Annotated in this window: 4 protein-coding genes; all 4 read right to left on the bottom strand. The window is 43.7% G+C overall.

The genetic code is table 11. The features are described from left to right. Positions 1-16 precede the first annotated feature (16 nt). On the bottom strand, positions 17-10165 hold the full coding sequence (locus ACZ451_RS07360) for a T9SS type B sorting domain-containing protein (RefSeq protein ID WP_464216470.1): 10149 nt from the start codon (positions 10163-10165) through the stop codon (positions 17-19). A 702-nt stretch (positions 10166-10867) separates the two neighbouring features. Then, positions 10868-12589, bottom strand: a complete 1722-nt coding sequence (locus tag ACZ451_RS07355; RefSeq protein WP_464216469.1) for an OmpA family protein — start codon at positions 12587-12589, stop codon at positions 10868-10870. 12 nt (positions 12590-12601) lie between these two features. Then, complete coding sequence (locus tag ACZ451_RS07350) at positions 12602-13534, bottom strand: PorP/SprF family type IX secretion system membrane protein (protein WP_464216468.1); 933 nt, start codon at positions 13532-13534, stop codon at positions 12602-12604. A 20-nt stretch (positions 13535-13554) separates the two neighbouring features. Further along, positions 13555-24144 carry a gliding motility-associated C-terminal domain-containing protein gene (locus ACZ451_RS07345; protein WP_464216467.1) on the bottom strand — a complete coding sequence of 3530 codons (10590 nt, stop codon included), beginning with the start codon at positions 24142-24144 and terminating at the stop codon, positions 13555-13557. Between the last annotated feature and the right edge of the window lie 83 nt (positions 24145-24227).

Genomic DNA, 24227 nt, shown 5'->3' with positions numbered 1-24227 from the left:
TTTCTTTTTGTCTTTTTTATTGATTTACGTACAGGTAGCCATTTACTGTTCTTACTCTATCACCATCGTTATATCGAATGATATAGTAGTAAATACCAGAAGGCAACTGTTCTTGTTTAGAGATCGTACTTCGGCCTTCTGAAATACCTGTAAACGAACGGTCTTCATTATTATAGCCACTGACTTCATACACCTGTACACCCCATCGATTGAAGATTTGTACCGTGTTTTCTGGATATAAATCAATGCCTTGAATCACAAAATTGGTCATTCCAATAGTTGAATCTATCATGTCATTTGCAATTTGAATATCACAACTTGATCCTGCTGCTGGAGTTCCTCCAATTGAATCACAAGTATCTAATGCATTTGTATTATCCAATTGCTCTTGACCATCACTAATACCATCACCGTCCGTATCAATTGTATAAGGATTTGTTCCCAAGGTAAATTCTTCGCCATTGGCTATGCCATCTCCGTCACAATCTGCTGCGCTCCAAATAGCATTATTGCTATCAAAATCGGTATAATCCCCATTCTGTATTGGATCACAAGGACTGTTTGGATCAGTACCATCCTGTATTTCCTGATCATCCAATATACCATCACCATCACTGTCACCTGGGTTGTTATAAGGATCGGTACCATTTAATCCTTCCTCTCCATTGCTTACCCCATCACCATCACAGTCTGCAGCTTCCCAGATGGGGTTACTGCTATCATAACCCGTATAACCTGCTACTTGTACGGGATCACAAGGACTATTGGGATCGGTACCATTATTGTTTTCTTGATCGTCAGAAATACCATCACCATCGCTATCCGTGTTACCGTCGTAAGGATCTGTACCATTAGTATCTTCATCACCGTTGTTAATACCATCGCCATCACAGTCGGCAGCTTGCCAGATCGTATTTGTGCTATCATAACCGGTATAACCTGCTGTTTGTACTGGGTCACATGGACTATTTGGGTCGGTACCATCATTATTTTCTTGATCATCAGAAACACCATCACCATCGCTATCCGTATTTCCGCCATAAGGATCAGTACCATTAGTATCTTCATCACCATTGCTCACCCCATCACCATCACAGTCTGCAGCTTGCCAGATTGGATTACTCGTATCACTACCAGTATAACCTGCTGATTGCATAGGATCACAAGGACTATTTGGATCAGTACCATCATTGTTTTCTTGATCGTCAGAAACACCATCACCATCGCTATCCATATTTCCGCCATAAGGATCAGTACCATTAGTATCTTCATCACCATTACTAACCCCATCACCATCACAGTCTGCGGCCTGCCAGATGGCATTTGTGCTATCATAACCGGTATAACCTGCAGCTTGCATAGGATCACATGGACTATTTGGATCAGTACCATCATTATTTTCTTGATCGTCAGAAACACCATCACCATCACTATCCGTATTACCGCCATAAGGGTCCGTACCATTAGTATCTTCATCACCATTACTCACCCCATCGCCATCACAGTCTGCGGCTTGCCAGATTGGATTACTCGTATCACTACCAGTATAACCAGCAGCTTGTACTGGGTCACAAGGACTATTTGGGTCGGTACCATCATTGTTTTCTTGATCGTCAGAAACACCATCACCATCGCTATCCGTATTTCCGCCGTAAGGATCGGTACCATTAGTATCTTCATCACCATTCGTCACCCCATCACCATCACAGTCTGCGGCCTGCCAGATGGCATTTGTGCTATCATAACCGGTATAACCAGCAGCTTGCATAGGATCACATGGACTATTTGGGTCGGTACCATCATTGTTTTCTTGATCGTCAGAAACACCATCACCATCGCTATCCGTATTTCCGCCGTAAGGATCCGTACCATTAGTATCTTCATCACCATTACTAACCCCATCACCATCACAGTCTGCGGCTTGCCATGTAGCATTTGTGCTATCATAACCAGTATAGCCTGCAGCTTGTACGGGATCACAGGGACTATTTGGATCAGTACCATCATTATTTTCTTGATCGTCAGAAACACCATCACCATCGCTATCGGTATTTCCGCCATAAGGATCCGTACCATTAGTATCTTCATCGCCATTCGTCACCCCATCTCCATCACAGTCTGCGGCCTGCCAGATGGCATTTGTGCTATCATAACCGTTATAACCTGCAGTTTGCATAGGATCACATGGACTATTTGGGTCGGTACCATCATTGTTTTCTTGATCATCAGAAACACCATCACCATCGCTATCCGTATTTCCGCCATAAGGATCAGTACCATTAGTATCTTCATCACCATTGTTTACCCCATCACCATCACAGTCGGCTGCTTGCCAGATTGGATTACTCGTATCACTACCAGTATAACCAGCAGCTTGCATAGGATCACAAGGATCGAGTCCGTCAGTACCATCGTTGGTTTCGTTGTCATTTGTAATACCGTCACCATCACTATCAATAGTGCCTTCATATGGGTCTGTTCCGTTGGTAAATTCATCACCATTGCTTACCCCATCACCATCACAGTCTGCGGCTTGCCAGATCACATTTGTACTATCATAACCGGTATAACCTGCTGCTTGCATAGGATCACAGGGATCATTTGCTCCTGTACCGTCAGCTACCTCCATATCATCCAAGATACCATCGCCATCACTATCGATATTTCCTCCGTAAGGATCGGTACCATTGGTTAACTCATCATCATTACTCACCCCATCGCCATCACAGTCTGCTGCTTGCCATGTAGGATTTGTACTATCATAACCTGTGTAGCCTGCTGCTTGTACAGGGTCACATGGATCATTTAAATCTGTATTGTCTCCTGTTGTACTTGGATCACCATCAGGACCAGAGGCTTCAAGCTCATCACTGAGTCCGTCACCGTCCGTATCTGTAGTTGCATATGGGTCTGTACCATTGGTAAATTCATTACCATTGCTTACGCCATCTCCATCACAGTCTGCGGCTTGCCATATAGCATTTGTGCTATCATAACCGGTATAACCTGCAGTTTGTACTGGATCACAGGGGTCATTTGCTCCTGTACCATCATTATTTTCTTGGTCATCAGAAACGCCATCTCCATCGGTATCTGCGTTTGCATAAGGGTCTGTACCATTGGTAAATTCATCACCATTACTCACGCCATCACCATCACAGTCGGCCGCCTGCCATATAGCATTTGTATTATCATAGCCTGTATAGTTAGCTGCCTGAACTGGATCGCATGGATCGTTACCATCAGTACCATCGTTGGTTTCTTGGTCGTCAGAAACGCCATCTCCATCTGTATCTGTGCTTGTATATGGATCAGTACCATTGGTAAATTCATCGCCATTGCTTACTCCATCTCCATCGCAGTCTGCTGCTGCCCAGATCGCATTTGTGCTATCATAACCCGTATAGCCTGCTGTTTGTATTGGATCACAGGGATCATTACTGTCTGTGTTATCGGCTGTTGTACTTGGATCACCATCTGCACCAGCTGCTTCTAGCTCATCACTTAAACCATCACCGTCCGTATCTGTGCTTGCATATGGATCTGTACCATTGGTAAATTCATCGCCATTGCTTACTCCATCTCCATCACAGTCTGCTGTTTGCCATGTAGCATTTGTACTATCATAACCCGTATAACCTGCTGCTTGTACTGGATCACAGGGATCATTTAAATCTGTATTATCCGCTGTCGTAGACGGATCACCATCTGCACCAGCTGCTTCCAATTCATCACTTAGGCCATCACCGTCGGTATCTGTCGTTGCATAAGGATCTGTTCCGTTGGTAAATTCATCACCATTACTCACGCCATCACCATCACAGTCGGCTGACTGCCATGTAGCATTTGTGCTATCATAACCAGTATAGCCTGCGGCTTGTACTGGATCACAGGGATCATTACTGTCTGTGTTATCGGCTGTTGTAGACGGATCACCATCTGCACCGGCTGCTTCCAATTCATCACTTAAACCATCACCGTCCGTATCTGTGCTTGTATAAGGATCAGTTCCATTGGTAAATTCATCGCCATTGCTTACGCCATCTCCATCACAGTCTGCAGCTTGCCATGTAGCATTTGTACTATCATAGCCGGTATAACCTGCTGTTTGTATTGGATCACAGGGATCAAGTCCGTCTGTATTATCACCTGTTGTACTTGGATCACCATCTGCACCAGCTGCTTCTAGCTCATCACTTAAGCCATCACCGTCCGTATCTGTGGTGGCATATGGATCAGTTCCATTGGTAAATTCATCACCATTGCTTACGCCATCACCGTCACAGTCTGCAGCTTGCCATGTAGCATTTGTACTATCATAACCTGTATAACCTGCAGCTTGTACTGGATCACATGGATCGTTTAAATCGGTATTGTCTCCTGTTGTTGATGGATCGCCATCTGCACCAGCTGCTTCCAATTCATCACTTAAACCATCGCCGTCCGTATCTGTCGTTGCATAAGGATCCGTGCCATTGGTAAATTCATCGCCATTAGTAACGCCATCACCGTCACAGTCTGCGGCTTGCCATGTAGCATTTGTACTATCATAGCCGGTATAACCTGCTGCCTGTACGGGATCACAGGGATCGTTTAAATCAGTATTATCGCCTGTTGTACTTGGATCACCATCAGGACCAGCTGCCTCAAGCTCATCACTTAAACCATCACCGTCCGTATCTGTGGTCGCATAAGGATCTGTACCATTGGTAAATTCATCACCATTGCTTACGCCATCTCCATCACAGTCTGCGGCTTGCCATATAGCATTTGTGCTATCATAACCCGTATAACCTGCAGCTTGTACTGGATCACAGGGATCATTTGCTCCTGTACCATCGTTTGTTTCTTTATCATTGGATATTCCGTCTCCGTCATCATCGCCCGAATCTTGATACGGATCGGTACCATTAGTATCTTCATCACCATTGCTTGCACCGTCATTATCACAGTCTGCTGCTGCCCAAATTGCATTTGTAGCATCATAGCCTGTATAGCCTGCTGCCTGTACGGGATCACAAGGATCGTTCAAATCGGTGCCGTTTACATGTTCGTCTAAATCTAAAATACCATCACCGTCCGTATCCACGGTACAAGCGTTGCTTTCCGTAGTATTGTCCAATGAACTGATATCGGTCTGGCCCGCTCCCGCTGCATCTGGTATTCCTGTTGTAGCATTTACGCTACCCGTTAATTCCCCGTTTGTATCAATAGCCGCTACGGTAAAGCCTCCATTACCTTCCAAGGCATCAAAACAACCATCGCCATCGGCGTCCAGATCGAGACTGTTTATGGTGCCGTCACCATCAGTGTCCTGACATCCTGAGAAAGTGAAATCATCTAATATGATCCCTGAATTAAAGCCACCTACGGTATAGCGTATGGTAATACGAACCGTATTGGAGGTAGATACCCCTGTATAGCTATACCTATTCCAATCCACTGTATAAACAGGTTGGCCCGCTACCTGTCCGTTGTTTATAGACGTTCCAACGGCACTGATTGTTGCCACTACATTGCCGTCTACTAAGATCTCGGCAGCCCTTTCTCCAGTATATGCTGTATACTGAAGGGAGAAGCTATAACTAGATCCCGTCTGTCCTACATCTATAGTGGTCTCTATCGTCCCCGGAGATGTACCTGCAAGATCTATGGATTGTTCCCCATCGGCCGCGTTCACGAAGTCACGTAGGATATCAATATTCCCTGCAATCACATTCCAACCCGTAATAGTATTAACCTCGGAAACGAAGTCTACTTCGCCATCGCTGTCTCCAGCAAATGGGAGTGGTCCTGTATAACCATCTATACTCGGGTCTTCAAAGGAACCGTCGGTAAAGGAAATACCACATTCTTCGGTATCCAAGATACCATCGTTATCATCATCCAAATCAGCATCGTTGAACACCCCGTCACTATCGGTATCGCCTGAATTGTTATAAGGATCGGTACCATTGGTCAACTCATCGCCATTGTTTGCGCCGTCATTATCACAGTCCGCCGCTTGCCAGATGGCATTTGTATTATCATAGCCTGTATAACCTGCTGCCTGTACGGGATCACATGGATCATTTAAATCTGTATTATCTCCTGTTGTACTTGGATCGCCATCGGCACCTGCTGCCTCTAGCTCATCACTTAATCCATCACCATCCGTATCTGTGCTCGCATATGGATCTGTACCGTTGGTAAATTCATCACCATTGCTTACTCCATCTCCATCACAGTCTGCCGCCTGCCAGATCGCATTTGTGTTATCATAGCCGGTATAGCCTGCTGCTTGTACTGGATCACATGGACTATTTGGATCGGTACCATCATTATTTTCTTGATCGTCAGAAACACCATCACCATCGCTATCCGTATTTTCATAAGGGTCTGTACCATTGGTAAATTCGTCGCCATTGCTCACGCCGTCACCGTCACAGTCTGCTGCTTGCCAGATGGCATTTGTGTTATCATAGCCTGTATAACCCGCTGCTTGTACGGGATCACAAGGATCATTTAAATCGGTATTGTCTCCTGTTGTGGAAGGATCGCCATCGGCACCTGCTGCCTCTAGCTCATCACTGAGTCCATCACCATCCGTATCTGTGGTCGCATATGGGTCTGTACCGTTGGTAAATTCATTTCCGTTTGTTACCCCATCACCATCACAGTCTGCGGCTTGCCATGTAGCATTTGTGCTATCGTAGCCGGTATAACCTGCTGCTTGTACGGGATCACATGGATCGAGTCCGTCTGTACCATCTGTAGTTTCTTTATCGTTGGATATTCCGTCTCCGTCATCATCGCCCGAATCTTGATAGGGATCAGTACCATTAGTATCTTCATCACCATTGCTTGCACCGTCATTATCACAGTCTGCAGCTGCCCAAATGGCATTTGTGCTATCATAACCTGTATAGCCTGCTGCTTGTACGGGATCACAAGGATCATTTAAGTCGGTGCTGTTCACATGTTCGTCTAAATCTACAATACCATCACCGTCTGTATCTACGGTACAGGCGCTGCCTTCAGTGGTATTGTCTTTTGCACTGATATCTGCTTGACCTGCTCCTGCTGCATCAGGTATTCCCGTCGTGGCATTTACGCTTCCCGTTAATTCTCCGTTGGTGTCGATATCGGCTACCGTAAAGACACCATCACCTTCCAGGGCATCAAAACAACCATCACCGTCGGAATCAAGGTCGAGGGAGTTTATAGTCCCGTCACTATCGGTGTCCAGGCAGCCTGAAAAATTGAAATCGTCCAAAAATATCCCAGAGTTAGCCGTTCCTACAGTTTGTCGTATCGTGATACGAACCGTATTTGAAGTGGATACCCCAGTATACGTATATGTATTCCAAACAACTGTAAAAGTGGTTTGGCCCGCCCCATTTCCGTTAGTTGTAGTCATTGCAGTAGCACTGACCGTTCCCACGACATTGCCGTCCACTGAAACTTCGGCAGCTCTTACATCAGTAAATGATGCATACTGAAATGAAAAGCTATAGTTTGATCCGGCCTGTCCAACATCTATAGTGGCCTCTATTGTAGCAGGAGATGAGCCAGCCAAGTCTATGGATTGTTGCCCTTCGGCCGCGTTGACGAAGTCCCGTAGTAAATCGATATCGCCCGCGATCACGTTCCAACCGCTAATAGTGCTAAACCCGGAAACGAAGTCCGTTTCGCCATCGCCCCCAGTGGAAAAAGGAAGTGGTCCTGAGTAGCCGTCTATATTAGGATCTTCAAAAGAACCGTTGATAACGGAAATACCACATTCTTCGGTATCCAAGATACCATCGTTGTCATCATCCAAATCATCGTCGTTAAACACTCCGTCATTATCTAAATCGCCTGGATTGTTATAGGGATCGGTACCATTGGTAAACTCATCGCCATTGTTCGCTCCGTCATTATCACAGTCTGCTGCTTGCCAGATGGCATTTGTATTATCATAGCCTGTATAACCTGCTGCCTGTACGGGATCACATGGATCATTTAAATCTGTATTATCTCCTGTTGTACTTGGATCGCCATCGGCACCTGCTGCCTCTAGCTCATCACTTAATCCATCACCATCCGTATCTGTGCTCGCATATGGATCTGTACCGTTGGTAAATTCATCACCATTGCTTACTCCATCTCCATCACAGTCTGCCGCCTGCCAGATCGCATTTGTGTTATCATAGCCGGTATAGCCTGCTGCTTGTACTGGATCACATGGACTATTTGGATCGGTACCATCATTATTTTCTTGATCGTCAGAAACACCATCACCATCGCTATCCGTATTTTCATAAGGGTCTGTACCATTGGTAAATTCGTCGCCATTGCTCACGCCGTCACCGTCACAGTCTGCTGCTTGCCAGATGGCATTTGTGTTATCATAGCCTGTATAACCCGCTGCTTGTACGGGATCACAAGGATCGTTTAAATCTGTACCATTTGTATATTCACCTACATCAGCAACACCATCTCCATCGGTATCTGTGGTACAGGCAGCACTTTGTACTGTATTGTCTTTTGAACTAACGTCTGCCTGTCCCGTACCGGCAGCGTTTGGAATACCAGTAGTAGTATTTACCGCCCCCAATAGCACTCCATTGGTATCGATATCTGCTATGGTAAAACCACCGGCACCTTCCAAGGCGTCGGGGCAACCATCGTTATCCGAATCTAAATCATGAATATCAAGAATACCATCGCCATCAAAATCTACCATTCCAAAAGCGATTGCAAAAGCATCATTATCGGATCTTCGTTTTACAATATCTACTTGTAAAGATGTAAATGGACCGTTAATTCTAAAAGTTCCATTGGCCGAATTACCATTTGAAATGGTAGCTAGATCTGAATCACCAATACGGTTTTGGCCCACTACCTGAGTATCCGGACCGCCTTCAAGCAATGTAACGGTTAAAGGGCTACCGTCTTGATCATAAAAATCGAGATAGGCAGCATCTAAATTAGCTAGTCCCATATACACAAAGGGTTGTGCACCACCATCAAAAGTTACATTAAAACTACCTATTGTGCCTGGAGCTCCGCTACCAGAACCTATTAATTCACCAATACCCAAAAGGTTTCCATCTATTACGGTTGTATAGTCAAACCATGTTTCACTGCCAAGACCCGTAGATGGTCCAGCAAAGTTTACCGAACCCGTAAGTGTAAATGTTTCACCCGTGAATTCCTCGACACTATCTAAAATACCATCGTTGTCATCATCTAAATCTACTACATCTACCAAATCATCATCATCGGAATTGGTACAAGCATTCACAAAATTGTTTTGTGAATGGTTGACTCCTTGACCACCAGCTGCTATCGTAGGGATACCGTTTCCATCTACTCCTCCTGTTAAACGATCTGCCGATAACTGATTTGCCTCAAACAATGCATCACCTTCCCTGGCATCAGGGCAACCATCGCCATCACTATCTAGGTCTAAACGATTTACAATCCCATCTAAATCTGTATCCGCATAACTGGCATTTAGGTTTAATACCGATCTATTATCGGAACCTGAAGGGTTTCTAAAGGTTATTACGATAGATGTTATTCCATCAAAGAAAATATCCCAATCATCATCACCACTTAGAAAAGAAGTATTCAAATTGGTCGCTGTTGATGAATTTACTGTGAAGTCCGATGTTCCTCTATCATCAATACGATAGGCTCCGGAAGTAATGGAAAATTCCCAATCATCACTAACCCCTGTATCACCTCCTATTATTTTATCCTCATTTATCGCAAGACTTATCGGCGCACTGAATGTTAATTGTAACGTAATCTCACCCACCTGACGCGCCAATGCTAGATCACCTGTATTATTACCAAGTATATCCTCCGCAAAAGCACTTGTATTGGATCCCTGGACATCAAGTACATCCAAATTAAAAGTTACTCCAGGGTATATCCCTGCATCTGTGGTGAGCTGCCTTCCTGTAAATAGATTTCCAACCACTGGATTGGCTATGGCCACACCGCTAAAATCAAGATTGACCAAATTAGATTCATCCGTATCTAAAATACCATCGTTGTCATCATCTAAATCCGTTATATCCGGCATACTGTCATTATCGTTATCCTGAGCCTGTAAGGCAGATATATTAAAAAACATAACTATGAACAGTATTCCATAGAGGTAATGTGCTATTTTTTTGTTGGTGATCTTCATATTATAAAATATTTAACATGTATTATACTACAAATATGGTTTTATATGATTACCAATAAAATATAATGTTGTGTAACAAAGTAATTATGTAGTGATAAGTTATATAATTGTAGTATAATACTTACTATTACGATTAATACTATTGTTTATAGTGTACCATGGAGATAGCGGTATCTGATGGAAGAACTGTTCAATCTTTTGATTGCTTCTATTAATAGGTAGTGGATACAACACCTCACATCAACTGTGACTATTTGGAGTGTCTTGGTCCATAACTAATGCATATTGTGCTAAGGCAACTATTTCTAAATCTTTATATACTAGGAAATTTTGAACTCTATGAAACCACAATTTCTGTATACTGCTTAGAGTAGTTCTTACACCAATGGTTTTGTGGATTTCTGCCTTCTTCTTTTGTTCTAGTTGTCGATTTTTATTTTGTCGCTATGAAGGAGGAGGAGGTTATTGAGATTGGGCATATTTGGTTTAAGCGAAGGCTTCTCATAGGTTAAATTAGGAAAGGAAAAACTATAGAAAGAAGTTCTAAAATGATATCAAAGTACCTATTTAGGACTTTTTATTAAATTACATTATGGCATATTGATTGTCCATAAGTTTATCAAAAAAGTATTTCTTAGCGGGCACATTTTTTAAGTACAAACACTTTCAATAGGTATTCTGCTTAGGCTATAGTGCCATCTTTTACCATTGTACATTGAATTCGACTCTACGGTTTAAAGCATGTTCATTTTTTGAACAATGGCTGCTATCGGCACACTCATTTTGTATTTGAGATTCTCCTAAACCCACTGATTTTATACGTTCTTGACCGATTCCTTCTTTTACTAGATAAGCCACTACCTGTGCTGTTCTTTGTTTGGAAAGTTTTAGATTGTATTGCTGGCTTCCTCTAGAATCGGTATGTCCTTGAACCGCTACGACCATATTGCTATGCTTCTTAAGCATTTGCACCAAGGTTTCTAATTTGCTTGTCTCCTGTGTTTTTAGCTGATGGCTATCGAAATCAAAATACACCGAAGAAAGTTGGTCATTAAGTTCCTCCAAAGAAGGTAGTTCTACTACAGGAAGTTCTTCTTCAACTGGTGTAACAGCTGCTATACTTTCTTCCTCTTCCTCTTCTTCCACTATTTCTTGTTCTTCTTTTACTGTCTTTCTAAACATATAAATATCATCAGAGCCTTGACCTCCCTTACGGTTTGATGAAAAATAGCCTTCATTCGCAAGATTGTTATAGATCAATGAAAAATCGTCTTCTGAACTATTAATAGGCGCTCCTAAATTTTTTGCTGTAGCATTTGGTTTTTCTAAATCCATTTCAAAAATATCCAAACCTCCTAGTCCAGGGTGCCCATCTGAAGCAAAATAAAGCTGGTTCGATGCTGATACAAATGGAAAGGTTTCCCGTGATTCTGTATTAATTTTACTGCCTAAATTTCTTGGCTCGCTATACTGACCATTAGATAAAATATCCACCACATAAAGATCTGACTCTCCATAGCCTCCTGGCATATCTGAAGTAAAGTACAGTTGCTTCTCATCACTGCTCAAACAAGGGTGGGCAACTGAATACAAATCATTATTAAAGGGCAAGGCTACTGCTTCTGTCCATTTCCCTTCTTTAAATGTTGCCTTGAAAACTTTTAATCGGCTATAACCATCCTTATCCCGCTTAAATTTCCCTTTCTTGGAGTTGTTTCGTGTAAAATACATCGTGTTCCCATCTTTTGTAAAGCTTGCAGAACTTTCATGTGTCTTTCTATTGATCTTTTTATTGAACTTCCTCACCAAACTTTGTGCTGATGAATCTACCTGATACAAATCTAAAAAAGGTTCTTTATTCCATGTATGGGATAGTTTTACAAACATACCTCTCTTTCTGGCTGATGAAAATACTAGCTTCTCCTTATAAAAGGTAGGGGCAAAATCGGAGTGCTCTGTATTATAAGGCAACTTATCTATTGTATAATTCCCTGTATTCGATAAAATATTTTTTAAATAATCGGTATCTTCTTCATAGTGCTTCAATCTGATGTCATCAGCAGATATGGCCTTTAATTTATTCATCCATAGGTTAGAATCTTCATACCTATCCGCAGATTTTAAAGCCTGAGCATATTTATAGACATAGTAGGTATCCTTATCCATCCCTTCTACTTCCATCAATTTAGCATACCACTCACAGGCTGCTGTATAATTGGCATTCTTATAATACGAATCACCAATATTACCATAAATCTCTTGGCTTGTATAGCCCTTCTTTATAAGCTTTTGATACATATCTACGGCCTCTACATAGGCAAGATCTTCATACAACGAATTGGCTCTTTTGGTGCCGCTTTGTGCCAAACATAGGCTGGAGAAAATAAGTAAGCAGCAAAGTATATTTCTAGTGTAATGTAACATAATAGTATTTTTTTAGAAAAAGCGTGGGGTCACCACTCGTTTGTAGTTTGTTAAAAAATCAAATCGTAAAAAGAGTTCAAAAGATCCGTCATTAAAAGTGGTAGCGCCTAAATCGGTAATCTCAGAATCATAGGATACTCCAAGCATAATCTGATCGGTTACCTGAAAACCCATCAATGCACTTACTGCTGCACTCCAACGATAGGCTATGCCTAAAGAAAAGGTTTCTTGAAACAGAAAATTAGCCGAAACATCTACTTGTAACGGTGCCCCTGAAACAGATTTTACCAAGCCCGCTGGCTTAAACTTTAAATTGGGGTTTAGATCAAAAACATAACCTGTGATCAAATAGTAATTCAAACGCTCTTGGGTTACAAAACTTGATGAGCCATCATTGTTTTCAAAATGTTCTGTCTCTAGCAAATTTGGAACGGAAAGACCTGTATAAAATCGATCTGAATAGTAATAAAGCCCTACACCAAAATTGGGGGAAAAACGATTATCAATATTCGGTGGGCTTCCCGTAACTCCAGGTGAAAAATTTTGAAGCCTGCTAAAGTCTAGATTAAAAAATTGTCCGCCTGCTTTTAATCCAAATGATAGCTTCCCTTGATCGGAAACCGGAATTGTATACGAGGCTACTGCATCAAAGTAGGTTTCTTGTACTGTACCATTTCCTATTTCATCATTTAAAACAGATACGCCAAGACCTATCCGTTTAGAAACTGGACTGTGGGCACTAAATGTGCTACTAACTGGAGCGCCGTCTAAACCTACCCATTGGGCTCGGTGTAAACCAGAGAGACTCAAAACATCTCGAGAACCAGTATATGCAGGATTAATAATTATGGTATTATACATGTATTGCGTATACTGCGCATCTTGCTGGGCAAAAGCCTGAAAGTAACTTATGATACCTAATAAGGCTATTATGATTTTTCTCATGATTTTTCTTTTTGTCTTTTTTATTGATTTACGTACAGGTAGCCATTTACTGTTCTTACTCTATCGCCATCCTTGTATCGAATGATATAGTAGTAAATACCAGAAGGCAAACGTTCTTGTTTAGAGATCGTACTTCGGCCTTCTGAAATACCTGTAAACGAACGGTCTTCATTATTGTAGCCAATGATTTCATACACCTGTACACCCCATCGATTGAAGATTTGTACCGTGTTTTCTGGATATAAATCAATGCCTTCAATCACAAAATTGGTCATTCCAATAGTTGAATCTATCATGTCATTTACAACCTGAATTCCACAACTTGATCCTGCTGCTGGAGTTCCTCCAATTGAATCACAAGTATCTAATGCATTTGTATTATCCAATTGTTCTTGACCATCACTAATACCATCACCGTCCGTATCAATTGCATAAGGATTTGTTCCCAAGGTAAATTCTTCGCCATTGGCAATGCCATCTCCGTCACAATCTGCTACGCTCCAAATAGCGTTATTGCTATCAAAATCGGTATAGTCAGCGTCTTTTGCTGGGTCACAAGGGCTATTAGGGTCGGTACCATCCTGTATTTCCTGATCATCCGATATGCCATCACCATCACTGTCACCTGGGTTGTTATAAGGATCGGTACCATTTAATCCTTCCTCTCCATTGCTTACCCCATCACCATCACAGTCGGCAGCTTCCCAGATGGGGTTACTACTATCATAACCCGTATAATCTGCAGCTTGTACGGGATCACAAGGATCATTAACATCAGTTGCATCGTTGGTTTCTTGATCATCAGAAATACCATCACCATCACTATCCGTATTACCGCCATAAGGGTCTGTACCATTGGTAAATTCATCACCATTACTAAGCCCATCGCCATCACAGTCTGCAGCTTGCCAGATTGCATTTGTGCTATCATAACTGATATAACCTGCTGTTTGTACTGGGTCACATGGACTATTTGGATCAGTACCATTATTATTTTCTTGATCATCAGAAACACCATCGCCATCGCTATCCGTATTTCCGCCATAAGGATCGGTACCATTGGTAAATTCATTACCGTTGCTCACTCCATCACCGTCACAGTCTGCAGCTTGCCAGATCACATTTGTGCTTTCATAGCCGGTATAACCTGCTGCTTGACTTGGATCACAGGGATCATTCTCTTCAGTATTATCACCTGTTCTGCTTGGATCGCCATCGGGACCTGCAGTTTCTAGTTCATCACTTAAACCATCACCATCGGTATCTGTCGTTGCATAAGGATCCGTGCCATTACTAAATTCATTACCATTGCTTACCCCATCATTATCACAGTCTGCAGTTTGCCATGTAGCATTTGTGCTATCATAACCGGTATAACCTGCTGCTTGTACGGGATCACATGGATCATTTAAATCTGTATTGTCTCCTGTTGTACTTGGATCACCATCTGCACCGGCTGCTTCCAATTCATCACTTAAACCATCACCGTCCGTATCTGTAGTGGCATAAGGATCGGTTCCATTGGTAAATTCATTTCCGTTTGTTACCCCATCACCGTCACAGTCCGCTACTTGCCAGATCGCATTGCTGCTATCATAACCGGTATAGCCTGCGGCTTGTACGGGATCACAAGGGTCGTTTGCATCCGTATTATCCGCTGTCGTAGACGGATCACCATCTGCACCGGTTGCTTCCAATTCATCACTTAAGCCATCTCCGTCCGTATCTGTGGTGGCATATGGATCCGTACCATTGGTAAATTCATCGCCATTGCTTACCCCATCACCATCACAGTCTGCTGCTTGCCAGATCGCATTGCTGCTATCATAACCCGTATAGCCTGCTGTTTGTACGGGATCACAGGGATCGTTTAAATCGGTATTGTCTCCTGTTGTACTTGGATCACCATCTGCACCAGCTGCTTCTAGCTCATCACTTAAACCATCACCGTCTGTATCTGTGGTGGCATATGGATCTGTACCATTGGTAAATTCATCACCATTGCTTACCCCATCACCGTCACAGTCTGCAGCTTGCCATGTAGCATTTGTGCTATCATAACCGGTATAGCCTGCTGTTTGTACTGGATCACAGGGATCAAGTCCGTCTGTATTATCGCCTGTTGTACTTGGATCGCCGTCTGCACCTGCTGCCTCAAGTTCATCACTTAAGCCATCACCGTCGGTATCTGTGCTTGCATAAGGATCAGTTCCATTGGTAAATTCATCACCATTACTCACGCCATCTCCATCACAGTCGGCTGCTTGCCATGTAGCATTTGTGCTATCATAACCGGTATAGCCTGCTGCTTGTACTGGATCACAGGGATCAAGTCCGTCTGTATTATCTCCTGTTGTACTTGGATCGCCATCTGCACCAGCTGCTTCTAGCTCATCACTTAAGCCATCACCGTCTGTATCTGTAGTGGCATAAGGATCTGTACCATTGGTAAATTCATCACCATTGCTTACCCCATCACCATCACAGTCGGCTGCTTGCCATGTAGGATTTGTGTTATCATAGCCTGTATAGCCTGCTGTTTGTACTGGATCACATGGATCGTTTAAATCGGTATTATCGCCTGTTGTACTTGGATCACCATCTGCACCAGCTGCTTCTAGCTCATCACTTAAGCCATCACCGTCTGTATCTGTGGTGGCATAAGGATCTGTACCATTGGTAAATTCAGAACCATTACTCACGCCATCAGCATCACAGTCCGCTGCTTGCCAGATCGCATTGCTGCTATCATAACCCGTATAGCCTACTGTTTGTAAGGGATCACATGGATTGTTTAAATCGGTATTATCGCCTATTGTGCTTGGATCACCATCTGCACCGGCTGCTTCCAATTCATCACTTAAACCATCGCCATCCGTATCTGTAGTTGCATAAGGATCAGTTCCATTGGTATCTTCATCGCCATTACTCACGCCATCACCATCACAGTCTGCTGTTTGCCATGTAGCATTTGTGCTATCATAACCAGTATAACCTGCAGCTTGTACGGGATCACAGGGATCAAGTCCGTCTGTACCATCGTTGGTTTCGTTGTCGTTTGTAATACCGTCACCATCACTGTCAATAGTGCCTTCATATGGGTCTGTTCCGTTGGTAAATTCATCACCATTGCTCACCCCATCACCATCACAGTCTGCGGCTTGCCAGATTGCATTGCTGCTATCATAACCAGTATAACCAACAGCTTGTACTGGATCACAGGGATCATTTTCGTCTGTACCATCAGCTACCTCCATATCATCCAAGATACCATCGCCATCACTGTCGATATTCCCTCCGTAAGGATCGGTACCATTAGTCAACTCATCCTCGTTACTCACGCCATCTCCATCACAGTCTGCGGCTTGCCATATAGCATTTGTACTATCATAGCCGGTATAACCTGCTGCTTGTACGGGATCACATGGATCATTTAAATCTGTATTGTCTCCTGTTGTACTTGGATCGCCATCTGCACCAGCTGCTTCTAGTTCATCACTTAAACCATCACCATCCGTATCTGTCGTTGCATAAGGATCAGTTCCATTGGTAAATTCATTTCCGTTTGTTACCTCATCACCGTCACAGTCCGCTACTTGCCAGATTGCATTGCTGCTATCATAACCCGTATAGCCTGCAGCTTGTACTGGATCACAGGGATCGTTTAAATCGGTATTGTCTCCAGTTGTGGAAGGATCACCATCTGCACCGGCTGCTTCTAGCTCATCACTTAAGCCATCTCCGTCCGTATCTGTAGTTGCATAAGGGTCTGTACCATTGGTAAATTCATCACCATTGCTTACCCCATCTCCATCACAATCTGCGGCTTGCCATGTAGCATTTGTACTATCATAACTCGTATAACCTGCTGCTTGTACTGGATCACAGGGATCGTTTAAATCAGTATTATCGCCTGTTGTACTTGGATCGCCATCTGCACCGGCGGCTTCCAGTTCATCACTTAAACCATCGCCATCCGTATCTGTCGTTGCATAAGGATCAGTTCCATTGGTAAATTCATCGCCATTGGTAACACCATCAGCATCACAGTCTGCGGCTTGCCAGATCGCATTTGTGCTATCATAACCCGTATAGCCTGCGGCTTGTACTGGATCACAGGGATCAAGTCCGTCTGTATTATCGCCTGTTGTACTTGGATCACCGTCTGCACCGGCTGCTTCCAATTCATCACTTAAACCATCACCGTCCGTATCTGTCGTTGCATAAGGATCAGTTCCATTGGTAAATTCATCGCCATTAGTAACGTCATCAGCATCACAGTCTGCGGCTTGCCATGTAGCATTTGTGCTATCATAACCGGTATAGCCTGCTGTTTGTAATGGATCACAGGGATCATTTAAATCTGTATTGTCTCCTGTTGTACTTGGATCGCCATCGGCACCGGCTGCTTCCAATTCATCACTTAAACCATCTCCGTCCGTATCTGTGCTTGCATATGGATCTGTACCATTGGTAAATTCAGAACCATTGCTTACACCATCTCCATCACAGTCGGCTGCTTGCCATGTAGCATTGCTGCTATCATAACCCGTATAGCCTGCGGCTTGTACTGGATCACAGGGATCGTTTGCATCCGTATTATCGCCTGTTGTACTTGGATCACCATCTGCACCAGCTGCTTCCAATTCATCACTTAAGCCATCGCCGTCCGTATCTGTGCTTGCATAAGGATCTGTTCCGTTGGTAAATTCATCACCATTAGTAACGCCATCTCCATCACAGTCGGCTGACTGCCATGTAGCATTTATACTATCATAACCCGTATAGCCTGCAGCTTGTACGGGATCACAGGGATCGTTTAAATCGGTATTATCGCCTGTTGTGCTTGGATCACCATCTGCACCAGCGGCTTCCAATTCATCACTTAAACCATCTCCGTCCGTATCTGTAGTTCCATAAGGGTCTGTACCATTGGTAAATTCATCACCATTGCTTACCCCATCACCATCACAGTCTGCAGCTTGCCATGTAGCATTTGTGCTATCATAACCTGTGTAGCCTGCAGCTTGTACGGGATCACATGGATCGTTTAAATCGGTATTGTCTCCTGTTGTTGATGGATCGCCGTCTGCACCAGCTGCCTCAAGCTCATCACTTAAACCATCACCATCCATATCTGTAGTCGCATATGGATCTGTACCATTGGTAAATTCATCGCCATTGCTTACCCCATCACCATCACAGTCTGCGGCTTGCCAGATTGTATTTGTGCTATCATAGCCAGTATAACCTGCTGTTTGTACGGGATCACAGGGATCGTTTGCATCCGTATTATCGCCTGTTGTGCTTGGATCACCATCTGCACCGGCTGCTTCCAATTCATCACTTAAACCATCGCCGTCCTTATCTGTAGTTGCATAAGGATCAGTTCCATTGGTATCTTCATCGCCATTGCTTACTCCATCACCATCACAGTCTGCTGCTTGCCAGATCGCATTGCTGCTATCATAACCAGTATAACCTGCTGCTTGTACGGGATAACATGGATCAAGTCCGTCTGTATTGTCTCCTGTTGTGGATGGATCACCATCGGCACCTGCTGCTTCCAATTCATCACTTAAACCATCTCCGTCGGTATCTGTAGTTGCATAAGGATCTGTTCCGTTGGTAAATTCAGAACCATTGCTTACCCCATCACCATCACAGTCTCCAGCTTGCCAAATTGCATTGCTGCTATCATAACCCGTATAGCCTGCGGATTGTACTGGATCACAGGGATCGTTTAAATCAGTATTATCGCCTGTTGTACTTGGATCACCATCTGCACCAGCTGCCTCAAGTTCATCACTGAGACCGTCACCATCAGTATCTGTGGTGGCATAAGGATCGGTGCCATTGCTATCTTCATTACCATTGGTAACACCATCAGCATCACAGTCCGCAGCAGCCCAAATGGTATTGCTCGCATCGTAACCTGTATAGCCTGCGGCTTGTACGGGATCACATGGATCATTCCCGTCTGTATTGTCTCCTGTTGTACTTGGATCCCCATCTGCGCCGGCTGCTTCCAATTCATCACTGAGTCCGTCACCATCGGTATCTGTCGTTGCATAAGGATCTGTACCATTGGTGAATTCATCGCCATTGCTTACGCCATCACCGTCACAGTCTCCAGCTTGCCAAATTGCATTGCTGCTATCATAACCAGTATAACCTGCTGTTTGTATTGGATCACAGGGATCATTACTGTCTGTGTTATCGGCTGTTGTAGACGGATCACCATCTGCACCGGCTGCTTCAAATTCATCACTTAAACCATCACCGTCCGTATCTGTCGTTGCATAAGGATCCGTACCATTTGTAAATTCATCACCATTGCTTACCCCATCACCATCACAGTCTGCAGCTTGCCATGTAGCATTTGTACTATCATAACCGGTATAACCTGCTGCTTGTACGGGATCACATGGATCGTTTAAATCAGTATTATCGCCTGTTGTACTTGGATCGCCATCTGCACCGGCTGCTTCTAGCTCATCACTTAAGCCATCACCGTCTGTATCTGTAGTTGCATAAGGGTCTGTGCCATTGCTATCTTCATTACCATTGGTAACCCCATCAGCATCACAATCCGCAGCAGCCCAAATGGTATTGCTTGCATCGTAACCTGTATAGCCTGCGGCTTGTACTGGATCACAGGGATCATTTAAATCTGTATTATCGCCTGTTGTACTTGGATCACCATCGGCACCGGATGCCTCAAGTTCATCACTTAGGCCATCACCGTCGGTATCTGTAGTTGCATAAGGATCGGTACCGTTTGTAAATTCATCACCATTGCTTACACCATCTCCATCACAATCTGCAGCTTGCCATGTAGCATTTGTGCTATCATAACCGGTATAACCTGCTACTTGTACAGGATCACAGGGATCGTTTAAATCGGTATTGTCTCCTGTTGTACTTGGATCGCCATCGGCACCTGCGGCTTCGAGTTCATCGCTGAGTCCGTCACCGTCCGTATCCGTTGTCGCATAAGGATCGGTACCGTTGGTGAATTCGTCACCGTTGTTCACACCGTCACCATCACAGTCGGCAGCTGCCCAAATGGCATTTGTGCTATCATAACCGGCATAACCCCCTGCTTGTACTGGATCACAAGGATCGTTTAAATCTGTTCCATTGAATATTTCTAGATCATCTGGAATTCCGTCGCCATCGGTATCTATATTGTTGTATGGGTTTGTCCCAAAATTAGCTTCAGAACCATTAATTACACCATCTCCATCGCAATCGGCTGCCCGCCAGATATTATTACTAACATTATAGCCTGTATAATTAGAAGCTTGGGCTGGATCACAAGGGTCGTTAAGATTTGTTCCTGTATGAAATTCAAAATCATCTGGAACTCCATCTCCGTCCGTGTCTATGTTACGGTAAGGATCTGTTCCATTAAATCGCTCCGTTCCATTGTTTACCCCATCACCGTCGCAGTCCGCAAGACGCCAAGTGTTATTCGTATCATCATAGCCCGTATAACCAACAGCTTGTGCCGGATCACAAGGATCCGAACCATCGGTATTATCCGCTGTCGTAGACGGATCACCATCTGCTCCCGCGGCTTCCAGTTCGTCGCTGAGTCCGTCACCATCGGTATCTGTTGTACTGTAAGGATCGGTACCATTGCTATCTTCATTACCATTGGTAACCCCATCGTTGTCGCAGTCCGCTGCCTGCCAGATGGCATTGCTACCCACATAACCGGCATAACCAGCTGCCTGAATCGGGTCACAGGGATCGAGTCCGTCTGTACCATCTGAAGTTTCTTTATCATTGGATATTCCGTCTCCATCATCATCGCCCGAATCCTGATACGGATCGGTACCATTAGTATTTTCATCGCCATTGCTTGCACCGTCGCCATCACAGTCCGCCGCTGCCCAAATGGCATTTGTGCCATCGTAGCCTGTATAGCCTGCTGCTTGTACAGGATCACAGGGGTCATTACCGTCCGTCCCATTATGTATTTCTAAATCATCGGAAAGCCCATCACCGTCTGTATCTGCAATAGCATACGGGTCGGTACTATTGGTCGCCTCATCTCCATTGCTTACTCCATCGTTGTCACAGTCCGCTGCCGCCCATGTAGCATTGCCAGCATCATAGCCGGTATAGCCTGCGGATTGCACCGGATCACAAGGCAAGAAACGATCGGTGCTATTGAATATTTCTAGATCATCTGGAATTCCGTCGCCATCGGTATCTATATTGCTGTATGGGTTTGTTCCAAAATTAGCTTCCGAACCATTAATTACACCATCGCCATCGCAATCGGCTGCCCGCCAGGTATTATTACTAGCATTATAGCCTGTATAATTAGAAGCTTGGGCTGGATCACAAGGGTCGTTAAGATTTGTTCCTGTATGAAATTCAAAATCATCTGGAACTCCATCTCCGTCCGTGTCTATGTTCCTGTAAGGCTCGGTACCATTAAATTGCTCCGTTCCATTGTTTACCCCGTCACCGTCGCAGTCCGCAAGACGCCAAGTGTTATTCGTATTATCATAGCCGGTATAACCTACCGCCTGTACAGGATCACAAGGGTCATTAAGATCGGTGCTAGTGAATACTTCCATATCATCTGGAATTCCGTCGCCATCGGTATCTATATTGCTGTATGGGTTTGTTCCAAAATTAGCTTCCGAACCATTGATTACCCCATCTCCATCGCAATCAGCTAACCGCCAGATATTATTACTAACATTATAGCCTGTATAATTAGAAGCTTGGGCTGGATCACAGGGGTCATTACCATCCGTGCCATTATGTATTTCCAAATCATCGGAAAGCCCATCACCGTCTGTATCTGCAATAGCATACGGGTCGGTACTATTGGTCGCTTCATCTCCATTGCTTACTCCATCGTTGTCACAGTCCGCTGCCGCCCATGTGGCATTGCCAGCATCATAGCCGGTATAGCCTGCGGATTGCACCGGATCACAAGGCAAGAAACGATCGGTGCTATTGAATACTTCCATATCATCTGGAATTCCGTCGCCATCGGTATCTATATTGCTATATGGGTTTGTTCCAAAATTAGCTTCCGAACCATTGATTACACCATCTCCATCACAATCAGCTAACCGCCAGATATTATTACTAACATTATAGCCTGTATAATTAGAAGCTTGGGCTGGACTACATGGGTCCAAACGATTGGTTCCGTTAGCTACCTCCAGATCATCATTAATTCCATCCCCATCGGTATCTATGTTACGGTAAGGATCTGTTCCATTAAATCGCTCCGTTCCATTATTTACCCCATCACCGTCGCAGTCCGCAAAACGCCAAGTATTATTCGTATCATCATAGCCGGTATAACCTACCGCCTGTACTGGATCACAAGGGTCATTAAGATCTGTTCCATTGAATATTTCTAGATCATCTGAAATTCCGTCGCCATCGGTATCTATATTGCTGTATGGGTTTGTCCCAAAATTAGCTTCCGAACCATTAATTACACCATCTCCATCACAATCAGCTAACCGCCAGGTATTATTACTAACATTATAGCCTGTATAATTAGAAGCCTGGACAGGATCGCAAGGCAAAAAGGGATCTGTACCTGTGGCTATTTCTTTCTGATCACTTAATCCATCTCCATCAGTATCTGTACAGGCATTTACTCCCGAATTTTGAGAAAAGTTAACCGATTGACCAGCTCCTGCTAAAGTAGGACGGCCAGAACCATCTACAGCACTTATTAATCGACCACTGGCATTTACCTGAGATGCTAAAAACAAGCTTCCTCCTTCTCTAGCATCTGGACAACCATCGTTGTCACTATCTATGTCTAAACTATTAATCATTCCATCGTTGTCTGTATCTAAAGGAATATGTGCACGAAATGTCATGCCAAATCCATCTCCACTATTACTAGACCCTGGATGGTCTATACTACGGAAAGTAACTTGTTGAATAGGTCCTCCTGTGGGCGAGGTAATTAAGATAGAACCATAACCATCGCGGGGTGGGCTGTTGAAGTCAGAAGGGACTGCATCGAAAAATCGACGACTCGATTGGTCATGGATAAATTGTGTTCCTCCACTCAACTTTGTTTCTGTATGGCCACTTCCTAAAAACTGTAAAATGGTATTATCCATACTTCCAATATTCATGGTAAGTTCATAAACGGGTCTATCAAAAGTTAATACATAATTAATAAAAGCTGTATTAGAATTAGCTGTATTTACATTGGGAAAAAAAGCATCTTGAGGTACTGCAGTCTGAGGCGTGTAGACATTATGATTCAAATTCATTTGGCCAGTTCTATAATCGAATATAGACGCCCCTCCTACTGCATTTATTGTAAGAGTACCTGTTGCATCTCCTAGTATGATTCCTGTTGTACTAGCACTGGTGGAATTAAATGGGTCTGTTGTAGCACTTGCTAAATTCACATACTGGTATATATTGCCATTTTCATCTGTGTCTAAAATACCATCGTTATCATCGTCCAGGTCGGTATCATCTGCCAAGGCATCACCATCCGAATTCTGAGCATACACTGCTGTTGGAATACTAAAAAGCATACCTATGAACAGTAAGCCATAGAGGTAGGTTGCTATCTTTCTCTTGTTAAGATTCATTATATTATATTTTAACATGTATTTTACTACGAATATGGTTTTATATATTTACACTTAAAACATATTGTTGTGTAGTATCTCAT

Source organism: Allocellulophaga tsushimaensis, from assembly GCF_055383085.1.
This window is presented reverse-complemented; position numbering and strand designations above follow the sequence as displayed.